The 21575-nt window shown below is 37.8% G+C and carries 17 protein-coding genes; 7 read left to right on the forward strand and 10 right to left on the reverse strand.

The genetic code is table 11. From position 1 onward, the window contains the following. Positions 1–82 precede the first annotated feature (82 nt). The 3 genes from F968_RS03055 to F968_RS03065 all read right to left on the reverse strand — a co-directional run bounded on the left by F968_RS03055 (position 83) and on the right by F968_RS03065 (position 3815). The gene (locus tag F968_RS03055) at positions 83–877 is read right to left on the reverse strand and encodes an SDR family NAD(P)-dependent oxidoreductase (RefSeq protein ID WP_004790101.1); all 795 of its coding nucleotides are present in this window, start codon (positions 875–877) and stop codon (positions 83–85) included. Positions 878–1335: 458 nt separating this feature from the next. Beyond that, on the reverse strand, positions 1336–3219 hold the full coding sequence (parE, locus tag F968_RS03060) for a DNA topoisomerase IV subunit B (protein ID WP_004790102.1): 1884 nt from the start codon (positions 3217–3219) through the stop codon (positions 1336–1338). Positions 3220–3233: 14 nt separating this feature from the next. Beyond that, positions 3234–3815, reverse strand: a complete 582-nt coding sequence (locus tag F968_RS03065) for a YqiA/YcfP family alpha/beta fold hydrolase (protein WP_004790103.1) — start codon at positions 3813–3815, stop codon at positions 3234–3236. A gap of 210 nt (positions 3816–4025) precedes the next feature. Between F968_RS03065 and F968_RS03070 the strand changes: the two genes are divergently transcribed. Next, on the forward strand, positions 4026–5369 hold the full coding sequence (locus tag F968_RS03070) for an alpha/beta fold hydrolase (protein ID WP_004790104.1): 1344 nt from the start codon (positions 4026–4028) through the stop codon (positions 5367–5369). Between the two features lie 32 nt (positions 5370–5401). Here F968_RS03070 and F968_RS03075 read toward each other — a convergent pair whose 3' ends face one another. Beyond that, positions 5402–6085, reverse strand: coding sequence for a hypothetical protein (locus tag F968_RS03075; protein ID WP_004790105.1), 684 nt, complete (start codon positions 6083–6085; stop codon positions 5402–5404). 139 nt (positions 6086–6224) lie between these two features. Here F968_RS03075 and F968_RS03080 point away from each other — a divergent pair, with 139 nt between their 5' ends. Beyond that, positions 6225–6881, forward strand: a complete 657-nt coding sequence (locus F968_RS03080; protein ID WP_004790106.1) for a haloacid dehalogenase-like hydrolase — start codon at positions 6225–6227, stop codon at positions 6879–6881. Positions 6882–7016: 135 nt separating this feature from the next. Here F968_RS03080 and F968_RS19525 read toward each other — a convergent pair whose 3' ends face one another. The 6 genes from F968_RS19525 to gshA all read right to left on the reverse strand — a co-directional run bounded on the left by F968_RS19525 (position 7017) and on the right by gshA (position 16246). Next, on the reverse strand, positions 7017–7703 hold the full coding sequence (locus tag F968_RS19525; RefSeq protein WP_004790107.1) for a hypothetical protein: 687 nt from the start codon (positions 7701–7703) through the stop codon (positions 7017–7019). 6 nt (positions 7704–7709) lie between these two features. Next, positions 7710–10070 carry a hypothetical protein gene (locus tag F968_RS03095; RefSeq protein ID WP_004790108.1) on the reverse strand — a complete coding sequence of 787 codons (2361 nt, stop codon included), beginning with the start codon at positions 10068–10070 and terminating at the stop codon, positions 7710–7712. Continuing rightward, a complete protein-coding gene (locus F968_RS03100) occupies positions 10067–10630 on the reverse strand; it encodes a hypothetical protein (RefSeq protein ID WP_034596125.1) in 564 nt (187 codons plus the stop codon). Before F968_RS03100 ends, F968_RS03095 begins: the two co-directional genes overlap by 4 nt. 11 nt (positions 10631–10641) lie before the next feature. Continuing rightward, positions 10642–13971, reverse strand: coding sequence for a type VI secretion system Vgr family protein (locus F968_RS03105; protein WP_004790110.1), 3330 nt, complete (start codon positions 13969–13971; stop codon positions 10642–10644). A gap of 165 nt (positions 13972–14136) precedes the next feature. Then, positions 14137–14652 carry a disulfide bond formation protein B gene (locus F968_RS03110; RefSeq protein WP_004790111.1) on the reverse strand — a complete coding sequence of 172 codons (516 nt, stop codon included), beginning with the start codon at positions 14650–14652 and terminating at the stop codon, positions 14137–14139. 16 nt (positions 14653–14668) lie between these two features. Next, the gene (gshA, locus tag F968_RS03115; RefSeq protein ID WP_004790112.1) at positions 14669–16246 is read right to left on the reverse strand and encodes a glutamate--cysteine ligase; all 1578 of its coding nucleotides are present in this window, start codon (positions 16244–16246) and stop codon (positions 14669–14671) included. 168 nt (positions 16247–16414) lie between these two features. Between gshA and F968_RS03120 the strand changes: the two genes are divergently transcribed. The 5 genes from F968_RS03120 to F968_RS03140 all read left to right on the forward strand — a co-directional run bounded on the left by F968_RS03120 (position 16415) and on the right by F968_RS03140 (position 21557). Continuing rightward, the gene (locus tag F968_RS03120; RefSeq protein ID WP_004790113.1) at positions 16415–16954 is read left to right on the forward strand and encodes a DUF924 family protein; all 540 of its coding nucleotides are present in this window, start codon (positions 16415–16417) and stop codon (positions 16952–16954) included. Between the two features lie 59 nt (positions 16955–17013). After that, a complete protein-coding gene (locus tag F968_RS03125) occupies positions 17014–17577 on the forward strand; it encodes a CC0125/CC1285 family lipoprotein (RefSeq protein WP_004790114.1) in 564 nt (187 codons plus the stop codon). Positions 17578–17590: 13 nt separating this feature from the next. Then, positions 17591–18901, forward strand: coding sequence for a DUF445 domain-containing protein (locus F968_RS03130; RefSeq protein ID WP_004790115.1), 1311 nt, complete (start codon positions 17591–17593; stop codon positions 18899–18901). A 28-nt stretch (positions 18902–18929) separates the two neighbouring features. Next, entirely contained in the window at positions 18930–20084 is a 1155-nt protein-coding gene (locus tag F968_RS03135) for a pyridoxal phosphate-dependent aminotransferase (RefSeq protein WP_004790116.1), read from the forward strand. Positions 20085–20189: 105 nt separating this feature from the next. Next, positions 20190–21557, forward strand: a complete 1368-nt coding sequence (locus F968_RS03140; protein ID WP_004790117.1) for an MATE family efflux transporter — start codon at positions 20190–20192, stop codon at positions 21555–21557. Positions 21558–21575 lie beyond the last annotated feature (18 nt).

The following is a 21575-nucleotide window of genomic DNA, read 5'->3' on the forward strand; positions in this document are numbered from 1 at the left end:
TATTTTAATTTAGTGATCAAAATGCCAATGGTCACATAAGAACAGAATAATACACTTCACATGCCAATCTAAATTTTGAGTATTACAGAATGGAACGGAAGGTTCCGCCTTCAACACGAACTGCTGCACCATTAGATGCTGATCCCAAGGGACTTGCTAATAACGCAACCATTGATGCGATTTCATCAGCTTCAATCATTCTTGCAATCAATGAGCTTGGACGATATGTCTCGAAAAAATGTGCTTCAATTTGTTGATCTGTCATGTCGGGACGAGGAGCAGTTTGACGCAAATAGTCCATGATACCTTCGGAACGTGTTGCAGAAGGAAGTACGCTGTTCACCGTAACTCCTGTGCCTTTTGTTAACTCGGCCATTCCACGTGATACAGCCAATAGAGCAGATTTACTTACGCCATAATGCACCATATCTGGTGGTGTGAATGCTCCTACCTCACTCGACATAAAAATCACTCTTCCCCAATTATTTTCTAACATTTTTGGAAAGTAGTGACGAGATAAGCGCACACCTGACATAACATTCACATTAAGCATATGCCACCAGTCTTCGTCTGTAATCTCAGTAAATGGTTTAGCTTCATAATATCCTAAGTTATTTACCAAAATATCGGTGTAAGGATGTTGTGAAATTAATGTCTCAACTCCCTCTGATGTACTAAGATCAGCTAAAAACCCACTTACTTTGCCCAAGGGAGCATTTGCTTCAATCTCGGCTACCGCTGCCGCCAATTTGTCTTGGGTACGGCCCGTAATGATGACATCAGTTCCTTCTTTAGCCAGAGTTTTGGCAATTGCTAGTCCGATGCCTGCTGTTGCCGCAGTTACAATAGCTGTTTTACCTTTCAGTTGGAGATCCATAGCTTTTTCCTTTTCATATTTAAAGATGGTGTGCAGGCGCTTTAATCATTCTTTGGCTATACCAGATCCAGCCAATTTCTGATCAAGGACCTATTAGCGATGAGTCACCACATAAGATGTAAAGAGAGCTAAAGTATTACTAAATTCCCTTTCATCCTGTTCCAATACGTTTTGCAAATTAATTACATAAATCCATGGAAAAACTGAGATGACTTAAACACCATAACGATGATTTATATGAAGTGTATGGTTAGCAGCAGAGGGGATAAACAACCGACAAAGGAAAACATTTGTTCTTTAAAGAACAGAATAAGACAGCTTTTTTAGAAGTATGGCCATCAAAAGATAAAGGACATAGCTAAAACTAGAAAAACACTTATAAATTAGTTATTTGAAATAAAGTATATTAGTTGTCAGGTGCAGGATAATTTTATAAAAAATTATCCTGCACACTTTAATTAAACAGTGATATCAGCTAGGTTACCCTTCTGCTCAAGCCACTGCTTACGATCTGCCGAACGTTTTTTCGCAAGTAATTTGTCGAGTAAACCTGCTGTAAAATGGGCATCATCAAGATCTAATTGAACCAAGCGGCGTGTATTAGGATCCATCGTCGTTTCACGTAGCTGAATCGCGTTCATCTCACCCAACCCTTTGAATCGGGTAATTTGCGGATTACGATTACCTTTAATATTTTTCAAAATAGTTTCAAGTTCATCATCATCAAGCGCGTAATGGACATCTTTGCCAATGTCGATACGGAACAATGGTGGCATTGCCACATACAAATGTCCTTCTTCAACCAATGCTGGAAAGTGTTTAACAAATAAAGCGCAAAGCAAAGTCGCAATGTGTAAGCCGTCCGAGTCCGCATCGGCCAAAATACAGATTTTTCCGTAACGTAGTTCAGATAAATCATCACTGCCAGGGTCTACACCAATGGCAATCGCAATATCGTGAACTTCTTGAGAAGCTAATACTTCATCTGAAGAAACTTCCCATGTGTTTAAGATTTTTCCACGAATTGGCATGATAGCCTGAAAGTTTTTATCACGGGCTTGCTTGGCACTACCGCCCGCAGAGTCACCCTCGACAATGAATAGCTCACTGTCTTCACGCGTTTGACCAACACAGTCTGCCAATTTACCCGGCAATGCAGGGCCAGAAACAATCTTTTTACGTTCGACTTTCTTCGCTGCTTTTAAACGACGACCAGCTTTAGAAATCGCCATTTCTGCCAATTGCATGGCAATTTCAGCATGTTGGTTTAGCCAGAGTGCGAAAGCATCTTTCGCAATATTTAAAACAATATTAGATGCTTCCCGACTCGAAAGACGCTCTTTGGTTTGACCTGAAAACTGCGGTTCTTGGAACTTGAGTGATAAAATATAGTTCACACCATCCCAAACATCTTCTGCCGAAAGTTTAAGGTTACGCGGTAACAAGTTACGTAGCTCACAGAACTCACGTAATGCCTCGGTTACACCTGAACGTAAACCATTCACATGAGTACCGCCTTGCGCGGTTGGAATCAGGTTGACGTAACTTTCTTGAACCTGCTCACCGCCTTCTACATTCCAACAAATTGCAAATTCACACGCCGCACGGTCTGCCTGACCATTACTCACAAAAGCGGGATTTGGCAAAATTTCGCGGTCTTGTAATTCATCCATCAAATAATCGACGAGGCCATTTTCAAATTGCCATTCGATTTTTTCATCGTTAATTTGATCGATATAGATAATTTTTAAACCAGCCGCTAAAACAGCTTTGGCTTTTAAGTTGTGTTTAAGTGCTTTTAAAGCAAATTTTGGACTATCAAAATATTTCGCTTCAGGCCAAAAATGTACCGTTGTACCTGTCGCGCGCTTTGGTGCCTTGCCTTCTAGCACGGCTAAAGGTGCTACGGGTTCACCTTGCTCAAAGGCCATTTGATATAGGTTACCCTGACGTTGAACTTCGACCTCAACACGTGTTGATAAAGCGTTTACAACTGAAATTCCCACACCATGCAAACCACCTGAAAACTGATAGTTATCGGTACTAAATTTACCGCCCGCATGCAGCTTGGTCAGAATGATTTCGATACCACTTTGGCCATATTCAGGATGAATATCGACTGGCATACCACGGCCGTTATCTTCAACAGACAATGAACCATCTTTATAAACTGTGACACATATTTTGTCGGCATGACCCGCTAATGCTTCATCAACAGCATTATCAATAACTTCTTGGGCTAAATGGTTAGGTCGAGTCGTATCGGTATACATCCCTGGACGACGACGAACAGGGTCTAAACCAGAAAGGACTTCAAGCGATTGAGCCGTATATTGTGTCACGTTGTACGTTTTCCTTATTTGATGGTGTGCGCAAAGAATTCGATCACTAACGGTAATTTTTCTTCAAAATCTTCCATAGCATGATTGCCATGAGCATCCGTCAAAATCAATGAGGATGGCGTTGCAGCACTATAATAGCGTTGTGCTTGACGATAATCCAAAATTTCGTCGCCTTGTTGCAACAAGACGAGTATTTTGTCAGCATTTTCAGGTTGTTTCAGTTCCAGTTGTTGTAATTGTCGCAACTGAATATGGTCAATTGACCATTGATCATTCACCACATAGGGCATGCTTTCAACTTGAAAGAGCTCATCAAACAACTTCCATGGTTGCATAGCAGGATTAATCAGTACAGCCGGAATATTATATTTCGCGACAAAATATGTCGCAAAAAAACCGCCGAGACTACTACCGACTAAAGCTACGTCTTGCAACGATTCAATCAGCGCTGAAACTTGCTCTACCACTAGATTAGGAGATCTGTTTAGGTCTGGCAAATGCACATTTATGCCTAATTCGCTACAATACTGCTTCAGGCTTAGCCCTTTAATTGAAAGAGAGCTACTATTAAAGCCATGGAGGTAGATAATATTCATATATTTCCCTCTAAATTGAGAATAAACTCACATTTTTGTTCTCAGTTTGTATATAAAAACACTATTGTCAGACAAGAAAAACCACTCAACTAACCATTCATCAGTATTTTAAAAACATGTGTTATTTAAACTACTAAGATGGAAACGTTTACTGCCGTTGATAAAAAGTACAGCTTAAAACGTCGGTTATAACGTATATGGGGAAAAGATATGCCGAGCTTAACACCACTACATGAAACTTATTGTAAATGGGATCGTACGCCACCGAGTCAGGCGGACGTACTAGAAGGTTTAGCTCAACTGTTCAGTACCAGCTTAAATGGTGTACATGAATTAATACAAGTTATTAATATTGAAGTATTAAAAAATGCTTTTGGTGTAAGCACACAAAATGCAAAAAACTTTCAAAAAAGACCATTTGTGCAAAAAGCATATCAATTTTCTTATGGCGCTTTACAAAAATACGGTAGCTGTTTTTTAGCGCCAAGCTTACGTCATATTATTGAAAAATATCCTACACTTCACGAAAAACCACTCACCCCAAGCCTACATTTTTTAGTCGGAATTTTGAATGGGATTTTTGGGGATTATCTACTTAAACAGCATAGCCCCCTCGCCTTACCCATGGTGCTATACGATCACTACGGTGCAATCCAGCAAGGAGAGCTTGCAGGTCGTATTGTGATTTTGGCTCATGGTTTATGTATGAACCACCTTACTTGGTCAAATGCACATTATGGCGGTATTGGGGAGCGTCTGTTAGCCCAGCGTGACCATAACACGATGCTGTATTTAAACTACAATACAGGTCGACGCATTTCAGCCAATGGACGCAGTTTTTCAAATTTATTAGAAGATTTGGTACAACGTAATCCAAGAATTACCAGTATTGATATTATTGGCCATAGCATGGGAGGACTAGTTGCTCGTAGTGCCCTTTTTTATGGCAAACAAAATATGTATCAATGGATTCATATGGTCGAAAATCTAGTATGTATTGGTTCTCCACATCATGGCGCAGTCTTAGAGCGTTTTGGCTTTACCATACAAGATAAACTTGGGGCCTTCCCTTTTGTAGGTTTACTCGGTCAACTGGTTAATATTCGTAGTAATGGCATTTTAGACTTACGCCATGGTAGCGTTCGTGATGACGACTGGGAATATATGGATGCCCGAATTGGCATGATGGATGATAACCGCGCTCCTGCTCCACTGCCTTCCCATATCAATACCTTTTTAGTAGCAGGGACCTTAGAATTTGAAAAAGTACGCAACAAAGCGTTGACCGTAATTGGCGATTACTTGGTGAGTGTGAAAAGCGCGCTAGGTGAACACCCTAATCCACGTTTTCAGCTCAAAGTTCCAGACTCACATAAAGCCGTGTTTTATGGATTAAATCACTTTGAAATTCAGTATCACTCGAGTGTCGCGGAGCAGATTACTCGCTGGCTATATCCTAATGTTAATGATTATGTGCAAGAAGGTATTCAAACCCATATTATTGATATGCCGAACTATACGCTCGAAGATTTAGAAGGAATTGTAGAGACGTAAAAAAAAGCCCAACTTAAGTTGGGCTTTTTTAATTAATTAGCTTTTGTAGCAGGAAGAGCCCCTATTGTTTCGCATCCTAAAGTAGAAGAAATACATTTTAAGTTACTATTAAAAATAGTTTTGACAGATTGTATTTTCCCTGTTTTATAAGATTTTATATTTGCTAAATAAATATATTGTCCTTTTTTTGAATCATAAGTTAACTGATCTCCTTGTAAGATATCTGTCGCCTTACTTTTATCCTCACTATCTGAATTTAAAACGGGTAGTTCAATAAATTTATTATTTATAAAATTATAAAAATATGCATTTGCAGTGAAATTTTTATATGGTTCTTTGACATAGTCTATATTACTACTTTCCCGAGTTCTAAAAGCCACAATATTTTTATCATTATATAATAAAGTAAAATTAACATTTGACTTTAGGGGAACTTTACTTTCAAAAACATTATACACTTCTCTCTTGTTTAAAATTTGAACTCCGTACTTTTTTAAAGAATATTTAATCTCTTTTTTGGTTTTTTCAATATCACCGAAATCTGTTAATTTAATTTTTAAATTAGGATTGATAACCGTATATTTGTTATAAGTATCTATATACTCTATAGGTGAATTTATTTGTGTAGAATCTTGCAAATAATCATTGAAATTATCTACATTTGCAAATGTGTTACTCGAAAGAACCAACAATAATAAAAAGCAAAAATTTTTCATTAGATGAGTTTATAAATAATAAAATCAAAACATTATAACAAAATTACAATAAAATATTTTATAAATTTATAAAGTGAATATTAAAATATTTCTTTTAAAAAACTAATTCTTATCACTATCACTAAATTTAGAGAAATATATGAAGGAAATCGTTGTTTTTGACTTGGATGGGACATTACTTTCGGGTGACTCTACAAAGGCATGGTTAACAGATAAATTGAAATCTAATCTTCTCAGATTTATCGCTGCAATTATTGTTAGTCCGATTGCTTTACCTCTTATGAAATTCAAGAAATATAAATCTAAAGGTGCTTCATTGTATTTGTGGATTGCAACGTATGGTGTGAATGAAGAAGAATTAGAATACAGTTTTAAAAATTTTTCCAATAATATCAAAGATATTTCTTCTGATTCATTATATTGGTTTGAGCAAGGAATAACTGAAGTTAAAGATCATTTAGCACATGGAAGGATTGTGTTTATTGCCACGGCTGCACCAGAAAAGTTAGCGAATGTTTTACTAGAGTCCATCAATCTAGATGTACAAATTATTGGTACTCCTTTGCAAAAGAAACTAGGAGGATGGATAAGTGGGATACATTGTAGGTCTGAAGAAAAAGTAAGAAGATTGAATAAGCTTGATATCAAACAACCTTGGTTTGCTACATATAGTGATGATATTGAAGATGACTTACCTATTTTGATGGGCGCCAAACTCCCCTATTTAATTAACGGGGATAGCAATAATATTAAAAATATGAAAATTAACAATTTAAAACCATTAAATTGGGTCTAAACTATGATATGAATATTGTTTATATCAGCTTTCTAAAGACTAAATAAAGATAGTATAGGCACTTTTAGTAATAAAAGTGCCTATACTATTTAAATTAAATTTTCATTTATTACGAATATTATCAGATAATTTTCATTAATTTTCTCTATATTTATTTCTTAAATCCAACAAACCTTTACTATATATTTCTTCATTTTCAGTGCATGATGCTTGTAAGTTCATATCTAGGTAAGTATAACGATGTAACAACTTTTCTTCATTATTGTGCCCTCCAAAAATATTAAAATGTGCACCTTCACTTGAAAAACATTCAGTTATAATGTTAGGAATTCCATCGCCGATCAAATCAACTCCTCTAATTTTATTATTTTTATATAAAATCTGATCCTTATTTAATTCAAAGCCATAGCCTCGAACTAAATCCTTACTTCTTATATTAATATTATAAAAATAGTTAGGCTCATCTGTAACAATAGTTAATTTTGAAACACAATCAGAATCATCATTTTTCAATACTGGTGTTACGATATCATATTTAATTTTTTCATCATCTTTATAAATAATTACTATATCTTTATTAAGAGGTTTTTCACTTATAATACATCCTTCATCAGGATCTAATAATAAATAAATTTTATTGTCTAGTTTTTCCTTAATATCCTTACTAATCTTCAATTTCTCTACTGTAGGTAGATTTTCTTGTGACTTCTCTTCTATTTTTTGCGGTTCAATAGGTTTAGCATGAGTAATATCACTCAAATGTTTAGTATCACAAGCACTTAAGCCCAATAAACACATACCTATTAATATTTTGTAAATCACTTTTACCTACCTACCTGTGTGTGACCAATGAGGTGTATCTTTGCTGCCATACCAAATAACACCATGTTTTTTGCCTAATTGCGTTAATGTTGCCCAACTTGTAATTTTTATACTTTCACCATCAATAACAACAACCTTTCCAATATAATTAGATATTCTCATATCTACCGCCATTTTACTGTTATGGTTTGAGGATCCTGGTTTGCCCACAGGATTCTTACCTATACCATATTTTTGATACATTGCTTTTGCGGCTTTTACTGCTTCAGTTTTATTTCCATTATGTGTCCAATCAATATTTACTCCAGGGAAACGAGGTACTTTATCTACAGCAATTTCTCCCCTAGCTATCGCTGTAGAGTAATACATTAAATAACTTCTTTTATCAGGACGCCAAGTTGTATTAATCACAACACCAATACCAGCATTTTTCATACCATTAATAAATTTTGTGGCGTTTGTTCTGAAAGGCTCAGCTAAATCACTTAAGCTATTACTTTGTAAGAACAAGCTACACCAATCCACTCCACTAAATTTTAGTTGAGATGAATCTGATTTATTAACATTAATAGATATAGGTTTCATATCTTTTTGTAATACTACTTGGGTCAATAGGTTAGTATTTTCAAATATTTTTATTGTTTGTCCGGCTTGACCCTTATGTATTTTTGTACCTAGACCGCTAACACCGCTTATATGAGAGTTTTTATTTCCTTTATACTCAATTATATATTCACAATTACTAACTAATTGCTTAGTTATTTTGTCATAAGTTAAAATTTTAAACTCTATATCACTATTATCTATAACAATAGTTTTAGGATGGCCTTCTGTACTGGTTTTTACTTTTTCATCTCTCTTAGGGGTAGAGTCATGAGTTTCAACTGGCTTATCAACTGGTCGCTTATGTTTAGCTGAAGGAATTGGTTGTTTAGATTGAGATATTTCTACAACTTTAGTCCCTGTCTTTATATTTTTTGATGCTTGCTCTATTGCTGAGGAATCAACATCGATAACACGAAGTGATTTATTTTTATCAACTTTGATAGTTAATAAATTCCGTTCATCTCTTAATTTATAATTTAGTTCGAATCCTGGCATTGCACTAACAGTTATCTTTCCATTACCATCAGTCTTTTTTTGCTTTATCTGGTTTCTATATTTTTGAATTAAATTCAAATTTGTTATAGGTTTTTTTGTATCGCTATGTCTGAACAAAATATTAAAAGTATGTAAATTAAGCTTTACAGTCTTTTCTCCCATACCTTCTTGTGCTGTAAAACGAATAATTTCTTGTTTTGAGTCCAGCCCACTAATTAAGACTACAATTTCTTCACCACTTAATGCTGCTAAGTTATTTTCAATACCATTAGCGCCCACATTATGCTGCTTTTCAGCATTTTTATATTTCAGAAAGTAAGAAAAATTTGGAATTACCTTATTTTCGCTATCTATGATCTTAATACTAAAATTAACGTTTTTTTGTTTAGTATCCTTCTCTCCGACTTCTGTGTTTTTTTCATTATTTACTTCAGCTTGAGTATCTTTTTTTATAGATTCTTGCTTTTGACTAGGTGATGCCTGTTGGTTATGTATATCAGTTTGAGATTTTACTCCACTACTACCACTTGCAACGACTATAACCGAAGAATGATTTTTCCCATCAGCAATTAATAAAACTTCTTTATTGTTATTATCAACTACTTGAATACCATCAATAGTAAATCTTGCTCCCCAACCATCTTGCACAAGAAATGATCTAATTTTACCTTGATTATTAGTAACCAAATTACTTAACGCTGGTACTGCTTTTGTTTTCTTGTACCCAATACTTACACTAGACTTAACAAGTACATTCGCACTTCTATCAACAAATTGGACATAGAAACGTGATGTGCCTTTATATCTATACCAACGCATATCATCATTTTCTGTTCCTTTTAGTTTTACTTCTTCAGTCAAGGGACTTTTAGCAAAATCTGGAACTAGTGAAGTATATTTTTCTGGATTTTTCTTATGTAAAGCTGCTTGAGCTTTAGGGCTAAAATATAATACAACTCCATTTGTTATATCCTCCTCCTGTCCCTGATAAATTGCTGATATTGCTTCAATAATATCTTGCGTATGATCAGATATATTCCCAGAATGCATTTCTGTCACAGCTTTTTTAAAAGGTGGATTTTTATCAGTAATAGCATCGAAATTCTTTTTTAAAATATCACTGACATTTCTTGCATTAATCCATTCTCCAAAACCAATCCTATTTTTTATACAGTGTGCCACAACTTTCCAAGTGGTTGGACTACATCCTCCAGCCTCTCCTGCCACCGTCCCAACGAACTTTATAAATTCTTCTGAATAACTCATTTACTGTTACTTCCACAAGGATTTTGGATTTTCTTTTTAAACAGAATTTCACCATAATCATTTGCAATTAAATTAAGATCTCCAGCATTATCAAATTTAGACATCTCACTAAAATCACTGTAATAATTAAATTTTGATGGAAGAATATTGAATTTCTTATCACTTAGGTCTATTAAAATTTTTCTATTATTAGTGAACATCTTTTTTGCATATATTTTCTTTTTACGACTATCACTTTCTATAATACATTTAGACTTAATATCAAAACTAATCAACTCCTCAGTATAGTCTTCCTCATGTTTTCCAATAAAGTAATGCCCTACACAAGGTGAGCCACATGAACTTACTACATGAAAGATGTCTTCACTAACTTTTTCAATATTTGGTGATTTTATATTACGTAATAAAATACTTTTTTTACCATTTACTGTTAGCACAACATTACAACTTGTCTCATATTCGTCTGTACACTGCGAAATAAGATTAAAATCTTCTTTTGCATAACTTTTCAGTGAAAATAAAACCAAAAAGAGGCAAGCTATATTTTGTTTATTAAACATCATTAATTCTCCTAATCATTATGTGTATGTTCATGGTCAATTCCACACCCACAGCCATTGATCTCGTCACCATCTAGTGGTTCAGCTTCCTGTTCAGGAATTAGCTCTTTAATTTCTGTTAAATAAGCTCCTGGTACTAAAGCGAGTTCTACATTATCAATAGAGTCACTATAAACTCTCGCACTGCTTTCTTGATCAAATTCATATACAGCTTCGATTTTCTTAGAGTGATTAATCAGTTTATATTTCATATTTTTTAATATCTTAGTATCAAATATCTCACTTAAATCAAATCTCATACTGTACATCCCTGTTGCCGGCATTTTCGGCAACTCAGCATTTACTGTTGCCCCACCCATAAACAAATGCTGCCCAGCTTTACTTTTAAACTTACCGCCTGTTGTTGAAAATACGCCATCCGCATTAATTTTGAGCTGCGACCCACCTGCTGTTAATACAATTTCTTTTGGACTGGTAAGCTCGATTTTTTCTTCTGTAGAAATGAGCTTAATGACCTTCTTGGCAATCGCTTCAATAGCATCATCTTGCGCTTGTAGTTCGAGCTTTCCTTTTGCTGCATAAGCGCGGAAACCCTTTTGCGCGGCAAACAAACTAATTTTGTCTTGTGCATGCCCAATAATATTTTTCTGTGCGCTTAAATTAATTGAACCGCTGGCACTTTCAGCAATATCTTGTGAAGCTTGCAAAATAATATTTTCAGGTGTCGTCAAGGCAATGCCATTTGGCGATGCTAATAACATAAGCGCTTGTCTAAAAATTTTGCCTTGTTCTTGCTGTTGAGTATCGGAACTGCTTTCTAAACCTTGGGTATAACCTTCCATAAAGCCTTGCAAAGAACTTAATGCTTTAGAAGGTGATACTTCTAATTTACTGCCTTTACTAAACGTTCCACATACACTCATCATGTCAAAGTCTTTGGTCTCAACATTGGCTAAGACTTTTCCGACCTCTTGAATACTCTCAAATGGTTTTTTATGAATGCGATCTTTAATGCTGGCAAGTTTACCTTTAACGATGTCAGCTCCATGTTCTTCAATGTTTTCGATGAACGCTTTTAAATTTTCTACTGCATCTTTGGCATCGGTAAAGAAAGCATTAAATTCATCTACAACGCCTTTTGCATTGCCGCCTAGTGCGCCAATATCTTGGATAAAGCCGCCACAGTCTTTTAATGCGTGAATAGGGTCGTTATTAATGCCTTCCTTAAATAGGTTTACCGTACTATTTAATGCCTGCCCTGTGGTTTTTAGCTCAAGAGACTGGATAAATTTGGGTAATCGATTAATCACATTCAAAGCATCAGTTTGTTGCTTGGCCGCAACCTCACTGAGCATTTTCATGCTGTCATAACCTTGTGAAAGTAAAGATTGTGCTTGTGCTGCCTCTAAATGGTCTGCAATCGCCTGCTCTTGTGCATAGGTACTAATGAGCATGCCTTTACCCGCACGCACAGCTCCCCAAGCGTCTGTTCTCAACTCAAAGCCTTCCCCTCGACCTTGGCTCGCCTCTTGTTCTTTCGGATGGCTTAAATTACCCAAATTCAGCTGTGTTGCCGCATGACTACTTTGTAGTTGAGTACTGATTTGTCCGGTTGTGTCATCAAAGCGTAATTGGTTAAAACCACTACCGCTGATTTCCTGACTGCGAATCCCGCTTAGTTTTTTAGTATCAGGAAGCTGCCCTTTTACATCGAACTTGGTTGGCGAACGCTGCGCTTCATGGATACGCCCTGTCACGAATGGACGGTCAATATTGCCATCAAAGAAGTCTATGACAACCACTTCACCAATACGTGGTAAAAACCGTGCTCCATAACCTTCGCCAGCCCAAGGAGTCAGTACATCAACCCAAGCCGAGTCAGTGTCGTTGTCATTGCTACCTGCACCACCGTCATGTCCATGATCATCACTACGGGTAAATAGAAAACGTACTTTGATACGCCCCCATTCATCGACATGAATAGTCTCTCCCTCTGGCCCCACGACTTTCGCTCTTTGTGGGTAAACAATTGGTCGGTGCTGTTCTGGATTATATTCAGGTGCAGTTTTAATTTGACGGCGTATTAAGGTCAGCTCATTACCTTGACGCTCAATATCATCATAACCATGTTTATCCCAACGACTTTGGGTTAACAACTGGCTAACATGCTGATGCAAATCTTTCGGTAGGTTATTTTGGTTATAGAAATTTTTAGCAATAATCAGGAACTCTTGATCAGCCCCATCATGCTGATCAATTTCAGGATGCTCCTGTAGATTAAACCAATAACCAACTTGGCTATCACGGACACTACTATAGGCCTTAAAGTATTTGGCCTGACTCGCATACATATTCGTGAAGTGCTGATTTAATTTCTCTAGCTGATTACCACTTGAAGCAGTAGCCTGATCTTCCCCTTTTAAATCTTGCATCCAAGCTGGGCTCATGTGCCATGCTTGTTCAAGGCTCAAACTCGCTGAATCAAACTGCTCTGAATGTATGTGTGTAGTAATAACTGAACCTACACCTTCTTCTTGTGCAAGGGCATCGGGTTGCCAGCGCTGTACATGTACCGCTGTCGGTTGCAAACTTCGTACTGCAACAAAACCAGTAATGCTATCTTGATATTCAGTTGCGCTACTTCTGTGATAGCGAATACTACGACGCGCTAAAGCCTGATACTGGCTATTGTCATCAATTAATCTTAGTTTTTGAGCTTGTATTGGCGCAGTAAAATGCGGAACAAAAAGCTCTAACTCATCAATGAGCCAACTAACACCTTCACTTCGCCATAAGCGCGTAAGAAAATCATAGTCAGTCTCATTGTGTTGCATGGTGAAAGGTCGAATATCATAGTTTTGACTTAACCCACCCAAGTCAAGACTTAAACTCGCAGCAAACAGTGAACTTTTTTCTTGCCACTCTTTAAATAGAACTTCGGTAATTTCTACGATACTTTTATTCATAAAAACACGACTATTACGGCGCTTGTACCATAAATTTGTCGCATCTTTTAAGGTCAGTTTATAAAGCGTTAATGCGCCATCACTCTGACCATAACTAGCTTCGGTCACAATACCTGTAGTTCGAAATAATTGACCTGCATCAGTGACCTGATCAACAGCAACCTGTACCCCTATAAACTGCTTCAATGCAATTTGGGCACTCGTCGAAAGACAAATTAACTCAGCTTCAATTCCCCCATTTAGCTGGTGTTGGCCTTCGATACGCTGTAAAAAAATTTGGTTATTGAGTAGTTCATTAGAAAATTGCACGTGAATCGCGCGTTTCTGTGCACTTAACCCTATTTTTTCTAAAACATTAAAGATATTAAAAAACATTTTTTATAATCATAAGGATATATAAACGGCTGCACTTTATAAAAAACAGACCTATCTGTCTATATCATTATTCTTTTTTTCAATTTGTTTTTTTATAGTTTGATTAATTCTAAAACAATAAAAAAAGCCCAACATAATATTGAGCTTTTTTTAATCTGTTTAAACTTACTTTTTAGCAGTCTTAAACACTGGATAAAAACGGAATAACTGCCATAAACAGACCAGTAAGAGTAAAAGGAAATAAACCAACGACCAAACTGGTAAAGACTGACCTAAAAAGGTCCAGTCAATAGCTGCACACTCACCTGAACCAGAAAGCACTTCTTGCAAAACTGCTTTCATAGGTAAAGCATCAATTAAATAATTTAAACCCGGTCCACAACTCGGTACTTGATCTGCTGGTAGATGCTGTATCCACACATGACGCCCTGCCACGCCGACTGACCATAAAATTGCGATGCCAGCCAAAAAAGCATAAAAGCGTTTAATCGCATTGGAAACTGGGTTATGCAAAAAAGCGACGAGCGCCACAAAACCCATCGCCATTAAGCCAACACGTTGAAAAATACAGAGCGGACATGGCTCTAAACCTTTTACATGTTCCAGATACAACGCAAAAGACATGCCGACAATACTTGCTAAAACAAGTAATCCACTCACCAAACGGTAACTTAATCGCATGTAAAACCTCGTTTTATTATCGATATTGTTCAAGATATTGATCAAAACTGACCTGAGTATCTTGCTCAAGTTGTTCTTGCTGCTGTAACGACTGTGCAGCCAATTGTTCAAAATGTTTCAAGGTTTCCACACTAAGCTCATGCTCTTCATAACTTTCAGCATGTAATTGCGCCATGTGGCTACCAAAACTCCAAGTTCCACCATGTTTTAACGTATCGTCAATAACATGGGCAGATAAAGTCTCATCAACTTCATCAATTCGTGCTTGCATGATCGCTAATGCTGAACCATACAAGTCCGTTGCGTAGGTCTGATCGAGTAGCTGTGCACAATCTTGCATTTTTGCAATATATAAACGTGCCCAATCTTCGATATGATATGACCCTGTTAAATCAGTAATGGTTGCGTTCGGCGCTCGACCTCGGTTTACCACCTCGGTCTGATTTTTCTCAACCAAGTCTTGCTCAGGGCCTAATAGCTCTGGGCTATCACTTAGCAAACAATAAAGTGCTAACACTTCAAGGAAGCCTGCCGTTGTTTCATCAACACCAATTGCCGAATATGGGTTTACATCAACAGCACGTAACTCAACATATCCCACCCCTCGATTTTTCAAGGCTTGAGACGGTGTTTCACCTTTTTGAGGCACCTGTTTTGGACGTACAAGACTGTAATATTCATTCTCAATTTGCAAAACATGATCATTGATTTGCAACGGCTCACCAGAGGCATCATTTAACCCTAAACGGCTAAATGGCGGGTAAGGAGAATGAACGGCTTTTTGTAAACCATCCAGATAACCAGTCAAATTGTTGTAGTGAATACCTAAACTTTTTTGGGCTGAGTTTTGATAGCCCAATCGTCCCATGCGCAAAGCTGTAGCATACGGTAAATAGTATGAACCTTTGATTAAAGGCAACAACTGATGTTTATGTCCAGTTAAGAAACAACGACATACTGTTGGGCTGGCACCCACTAAAAACATAACTAACGGTGTTAAACGGATAAAATTACGAATAAGACCAAAATAACGATGGCTACGATAATCCTGCAAACTTAATGATTTTAATTGTTCGTCAGTTTCATGAGCTTGTAGCTCAGCAAAAAGTGTATCTGGAAAAGATAAATTGTAATGCACACCTGAAATGGTTTGCATACGGCGACCATATCGAATTCCCAGCCCACGGCGGTATAGTGTTTTAAAACGACCAATATTAGAGGTGCCGTATTGTGCTAGACGAATCCGTTCTTCATTGTCATCTAACATACATGGCATAGACAGCGGCCAGAGTTTCTCACCATTTTCTAAATGACGATGCACAACCGCATGAATATCGGTAAGCTCATTCAAAGCTTCACCAATGGTTGGCTTAGGTGATGTAATAAACTCCATTAATGCTTCTGAATAATCAGTCGTAATTTGTGGATGTGTTAAAGCCGAACCCAATGCCTTTGGATGTAACTCTTGTGATAAGAACCCATTACTTTGCATACGTAGGCTTTCACGCTCTATTCCACGTAACATGCCTTGTAGTAGCGACGAATCCACCCAAGCAGGAATAACTGATTGAGAGGGTGTAGTGGGTTGACTCATGCATTTGCTCGCTTATTAAAGATCACTATATACAAAATCGTGAGATGATACGGCTATTTATATACTCACATCATTCCAGTTTGGCAATTTTTATCACAATCTTGTTATTTAAGACACGAAAGAATTGTGATTTTATTGAAGAATAATTGCTAAAGAGTTGTCAATATCATGAACGAACAAGACATTTTAAACTTTTGGTTTTCTCCTGAACACCGTTCACTTTGGTTTGCAAAAAGTGATGATTTTGACAAAAAAATTCGTGAAACTTTTTCTGACGTTCATCGACAGGCAACTCAAGCAGAACTCTGGTCTTGGCGAAAAACAGCTGAAGGCCGTCTGGCAGAGATTATTGTACTAGACCAGTTTTCTCGCAACATTTATCGTGATCAACCCCAATCTTTTGCCTACGACAGCTTGGCATTAGCTTTGGCACAAGAAACGATTAGCTTGCAACTCGATGCACAGCTTAATCCAGAGCAACGTTCTTTTTTATATATGCCGTTTATGCATAGTGAATCAAAATTGATTCATGAGTTTGCCTTGAAACTCTTTCAACGCCTTGGCAATGAAATTAATTTAAGTTTTGAGAAAAAGCATAAAGTTATTATTGATCGCTTTGGACGCTATCCTCATCGAAATACTATTCTCGGACGTGTTTCCACGCCAGAGGAAACCGAATTTTTATTAGAACCGAACAGTAGTTTTTAAAACTTCTTAATTTTTAATGCTGAGTCATCTATTTTTTAATGCTCAGCTGGGAGTTCATCATGAAATATCTCTCTCTTTGTTTAGCCTTAGGCACTGCCTTAACTTTAACTGCGTGTGCAACGACTCCAAGTAAACCAAGAACCTTTGATCAGCTTGGCCAGTTTTCAGCATATCCTCTAAATGCCCAAACGTTCCGTATTAGTTTTCAAGCCGACCCCAATATGAGTTATGGCAGAGCTGAAGAAATTACCTTAGTGAAAGCGGCACAAACGACGATACAAAAAGGTTTCCGCTTTTTTAAAGTGCAAAATGATCCAAGTAATCAGAGCCAGAAACCGCCACGTCAGGCTGTGGTTTATCCATCAGCTCCAAGCTTTTACCCATATGGTTATGGTCGTCGCTACCCAGGTTTCTGGCATGATCCGTTCTATGATTACCCACAAGTGGTCAATATCGACCCTGTTCAAGTGTCGTATACTATTGAATGTTATCGGGATCAAAAGCAGGCTCCACAGGATGCTTTTGATGCAACCTTGATCTTGAAATCAATCGGACAAAAATATGGATTGAGTCCGACAGGAGAGCTGTTGCCACCGCCTGAGCCTCCAGTAAAACAAAAATGAATAGGATAAATTTATGAACATGGCAGAAGAAGTTCACCACGTGCCCAGTCTTAAACGTAGTAAATATTTTGCTACTCTGGCGCTTATTATTGTCGTTGTGCTGTGGATTGCACTGATGGTGGCTGATCGTTTTCTGCCAGAGTACACAGGTTTTATTCATATTTTAATGTTAGGGGCAGAAGCCGGTGTAGTCGGTGGTTTAGCCGACTGGTACGCGATTACGGTTCTGTTTCGGAACCCATTTGGTAAGTTACCCATTCCTAAGTTTTTACGCGACCACACCGAAATTATTCCGCGCAACAAAGCTCGCATTGCAGAGTCAATGGGCCGTTTTGTACAAGAAAATTTTCTTTCACCTCAAGTAGTCGAACGAAGCTTAGAAAAAACTGACTTAAGCCTTGCAATTGGTCAATGGTTAGCAAGCCCACAAAACAATACCCAAGTGGTGCAGCTCATTCAGCAAACCGTACCGAAAATTTTTGAGTTTGTTAGCCAAGATCAAATTGCCAATTTTGTGCAAAACAATAGTGTGCAATGGGTGCGTAATACTGAGGTCAATAAACTCGCAAGTGAAATGCTACGCGCGGTATTGGAAAATGATTTCCACCAAGACGTCTTACAGCGTGGACTCGATATCGCTCATGAATGGGTGGTACAAAACCCAGATAAAACCCGTGAATTAACCCGAAAAATGTTTAAAGCACTTGGTGTCTGGTCACTTGCAAAAGGCGCAAGCTGGATTGGTATTGATGTTCAACAACGTACCATCGATTCACTGGTTGAAAAAGTAGAATCGATGCTGGCAGACCCTGAACACCCATGGCGACAAGAAATTGAAACCATTGCCCACTCTCTCATGCTTGAGCTGGCAAAACCAGACAGCGTTGCTAGCCAACGTCTCAACAGCGGTAAAGATGCCCTTCTAGATAGCCCTCAAGTTCTCAATTTTATCAGTGGCGCTGTTACGATTTTATGTAATGCCATTAAAGAAGATTTAATGAAAAAAGACTCTGGCATTGCAATGAACCTAAGAGCTGCTATTCAGCAACTGGGTGAAAATCTTGTTCAAAATGCCAAAGTACGTGAAGTGTTGAACAAAGAAATGACAGGACTTGCGCTGACTTTTACAGATCAATATAGCCATAAAATTATCCGTTATGTGAGCGAGCGTATTCATGAATGGGATTCACGTGAAATGATCGGAAAAATTGAAAATGAAGTCGGTGGCGACCTACATATGATCCGAGTAAATGGCGTTGTAGTCGGTGCATTTATTGGTTTAACCCTCGGTGTAATTCGGGCAGTGATCGAATCAATTTTATAACTTTAAATATTTTTAATAAGAGAACAATATGCTACAGCTACAGTCAAAATTAGCCACTCAAGGTGTGACTATTTTTAGTACCATGACGGCAATGGCACATCGTTTAGGTGCTCTTAACCTGTCGCAAGGCTTTCCAGATTTTCCGGCGCCACAAGCCTTACTGGAAGCTTTATCTCAGGCGACTTTAGCTGGGCATAATCAATATCCACCCGGCGATGGTATTCTCGGTTTACGGGAACAGCTCGCTTTACAATTTCAGCAACGTGACCAACTTCAACTTGATCCTGTAACGCAAATCACGATTACTCCCGGCGCAACCATTGCAATTTTTTGTGCCATACAGGCCTGCATCAATGCAGGTGATGAAGTCATTATTTTTGACCCAAGTTACGACAGCTACGGCCCTTCTGTGCAGTTAGCAGGGGGTAAAGCAGTTCATATTGCACTTGAGGCACCTGACTTTAAGGTGAACTGGCAGCAAGTTAAAGATTTGATTAATGACAAAACCCGTATGATTGTGGTGAATACTCCCCATAATCCAACAGGTACCATCTGGGCAAAACAGGATTGGTTAGAGCTTATTGCACTGATTCAAGATAAAAACATTGTGGTTTTATCCGATGAAGTCTATGAACATTTAGTCTTTGATGGTCAACAACACTTCAGTGCTTTGCATTTTCCAGAACTCAGAGAGCGTAGTTTTGTGATTGGGTCTTTTTGCAAAACCTTTCATGTGACGGGCTGGAAAACAGGTTATTGTGTTGCTTCACCTGAGCTAATGCGTTTATTTCGCCAGATTTACCAATATGCGAATTTCTGTGGCACGACACCTTGTCAGATTGCCCTAGCGCAATATATGGAGCAACATCCGGAACATATTCAAGAGCTTTCGCAGTTTTACCAAACTAAGCGAGATCGTTTTAATCAAGCAATTCACAATAGCCGTTTTTTACTAAAACCATCTCAAGGTACTTATTTCCAAAATCTTGATTACAGTCAGATTAGACCTGACTTAAACGATGTAGAAATGTGCCAGTTTCTTGCGGAGCAACATAAAATTGTGGCTATTCCTGTTTCAGTTTTCTATCAGCAAGCGCCCGAGTCTTTACGTCTGATTCGATTCTGCTTTGCTAAAAATGATGAGACATTGCAAAAAGCAGGAGAAATCTTGAATGAATGTTAATAAATTTAGAAACTTAGCATAGTAAAACACTACAAGAAATTTCACCTAAATATGCTAAGTTGAATGTCTGCCCCGCTCATCAAAGAGATGGGCGATGGAGAACACATGCCACCAAGACAGTCTTTAATTCACCAGCAAAATCTATGGAAAACGTTTTTCGTTTTCTTGCTCCCTCTCATTGCAACCAATATTTTGCAAAACTTGTCGGGAACGATTAACACCATCTTTGTTGGCCAAATGATGGGAGTTGATGCGATTGCTGCCGTCTCGGTTTTTTTCCCTATTTTATTCTTGCTTCTCGCTTTTATTATCGGGATTTCAACAGGTACTACAGTTTTAGTAGGGCAAGCGTGGGGCGCACAAAATATAGAAAAAGTCCAAAGTGTGGTCGGTTCCACCCTGTTTATGACACTGATTGGTGGGGTAATTACTGCGATTATCGGTGTGTTTTTTGCCCACGATATTTTAGAGTTATTGGGCACAGATCCAAAGGTAATGCATCTTGCTTTGCCTTATGTGCAATGGATGCTGGCGGGTAGCCCGCTTCTGTTTGTTTATATTATTTATACCTCAATTTTACGTGGTGTAGGCGACAGTACCACGCCTTTACTTGCATTGGCTTTAACCAGTGTGATTGGCTTAGTGATTACCCCGATATTGCTTAAAGGTTATTTTGGCTTACCCGCCCTAGGAATTATTGCTCCAGCAATTGCAACGATCACGGGTTATGTTGCTATCTTAATTTTTCTGGCAATTTATCTGAACAAGAAAAATCATCCACTTCGGCCGAATCGTCAGCTTCTGCAACATATCCGTCACAATCCAGAACTAAGCAAAATCATTTTACGCTTAGGTGTCCCAACTGGTATTCAAATGATTACCACCTCAATGGCTGGCTTGGTTATTGTTGGGTTGGTTAACCATTACGGATCGCATGCAACAGCAGCGTATGGTGCGGTAAATCAGGTGCTCAATTACATCCAGTTCCCTGCCTTATCAATCTCAATTGCAGCTTCAATTTTTGCAGCACAAGCGATTGGTGCTGGCAAATCAGATCTGTTAGCACGAGTAACCCGCACAGCTTTGGGAATGAACTTTTTATTTACAGGTACCTTAATTGCACTTGGCTATCTATTTTCAAAATATTTAATGGCTTTATTCATTACAGACCCAACTGTAGTCGTGTTAGGGCAGCAACTTTTATTTATTGTGCTTTGGGCAATTTTATTCTTTGGTGCGGGTGCCATTTTTGCATCTATCATGCGTGCCAGTGGAACTGTGACTGTCCCGATGCTCATTAATATTTCTGCTATTTTGTTTATTGAAATTCCATGTGCTTACTGGTTTAGCTCAATGTGGGGGCTTAAAGGGATCTGGGTTGCCTATGCCTTGGCATTCGTTAGTTTATGTATTATTCAAGGCTTGTATTACCAATTTATCTGGAAGAAAAAGAAGATCAAAGTTCTTATTTAGAACTAACTAGACCACATA

It is taken from the genome of Acinetobacter sp. NIPH 817 (assembly GCF_000368405.1).
Taxonomy (GTDB): Bacteria; Pseudomonadota; Gammaproteobacteria; order Pseudomonadales; family Moraxellaceae; genus Acinetobacter.

Coding starts and splice junctions, on each gene's coding strand:
- F968_RS03055 (WP_004790101.1), bottom strand. CDS start 877: ATGGATCTCCAACTGAAAGGTAAAACAGCTATTGTAACTGCGGCAACA.
- F968_RS03065 (WP_004790103.1), bottom strand. CDS start 3,815: ATGAATATTATCTACCTCCATGGCTTTAATAGTAGCTCTCTTTCAATT.
- F968_RS03070 (WP_004790104.1), top strand. CDS start 4,026: ATGCCGAGCTTAACACCACTACATGAAACTTATTGTAAATGGGATCGT.
- F968_RS03075 (WP_004790105.1), bottom strand. CDS start 6,085: ATGAAAAATTTTTGCTTTTTATTATTGTTGGTTCTTTCGAGTAACACA.
- F968_RS03080 (WP_004790106.1), top strand. CDS start 6,225: ATGAAGGAAATCGTTGTTTTTGACTTGGATGGGACATTACTTTCGGGT.
- F968_RS03095 (WP_004790108.1), bottom strand. CDS start 10,070: ATGAGTTATTCAGAAGAATTTATAAAGTTCGTTGGGACGGTGGCAGGA.
- F968_RS03100 (WP_034596125.1), bottom strand. CDS start 10,630: ATGTTTAATAAACAAAATATAGCTTGCCTCTTTTTGGTTTTATTTTCA.
- F968_RS03105 (WP_004790110.1), bottom strand. CDS start 13,971: ATGTTTTTTAATATCTTTAATGTTTTAGAAAAAATAGGGTTAAGTGCA.
- F968_RS03110 (WP_004790111.1), bottom strand. CDS start 14,652: ATGCGATTAAGTTACCGTTTGGTGAGTGGATTACTTGTTTTAGCAAGT.
- gshA (WP_004790112.1), bottom strand. CDS start 16,246: ATGAGTCAACCCACTACACCCTCTCAATCAGTTATTCCTGCTTGGGTG.
- F968_RS03120 (WP_004790113.1), top strand. CDS start 16,415: ATGAACGAACAAGACATTTTAAACTTTTGGTTTTCTCCTGAACACCGT.
- F968_RS03125 (WP_004790114.1), top strand. CDS start 17,014: ATGAAATATCTCTCTCTTTGTTTAGCCTTAGGCACTGCCTTAACTTTA.
- F968_RS03130 (WP_004790115.1), top strand. CDS start 17,591: ATGAACATGGCAGAAGAAGTTCACCACGTGCCCAGTCTTAAACGTAGT.
- F968_RS03135 (WP_004790116.1), top strand. CDS start 18,930: ATGCTACAGCTACAGTCAAAATTAGCCACTCAAGGTGTGACTATTTTT.
- F968_RS03140 (WP_004790117.1), top strand. CDS start 20,190: ATGCCACCAAGACAGTCTTTAATTCACCAGCAAAATCTATGGAAAACG.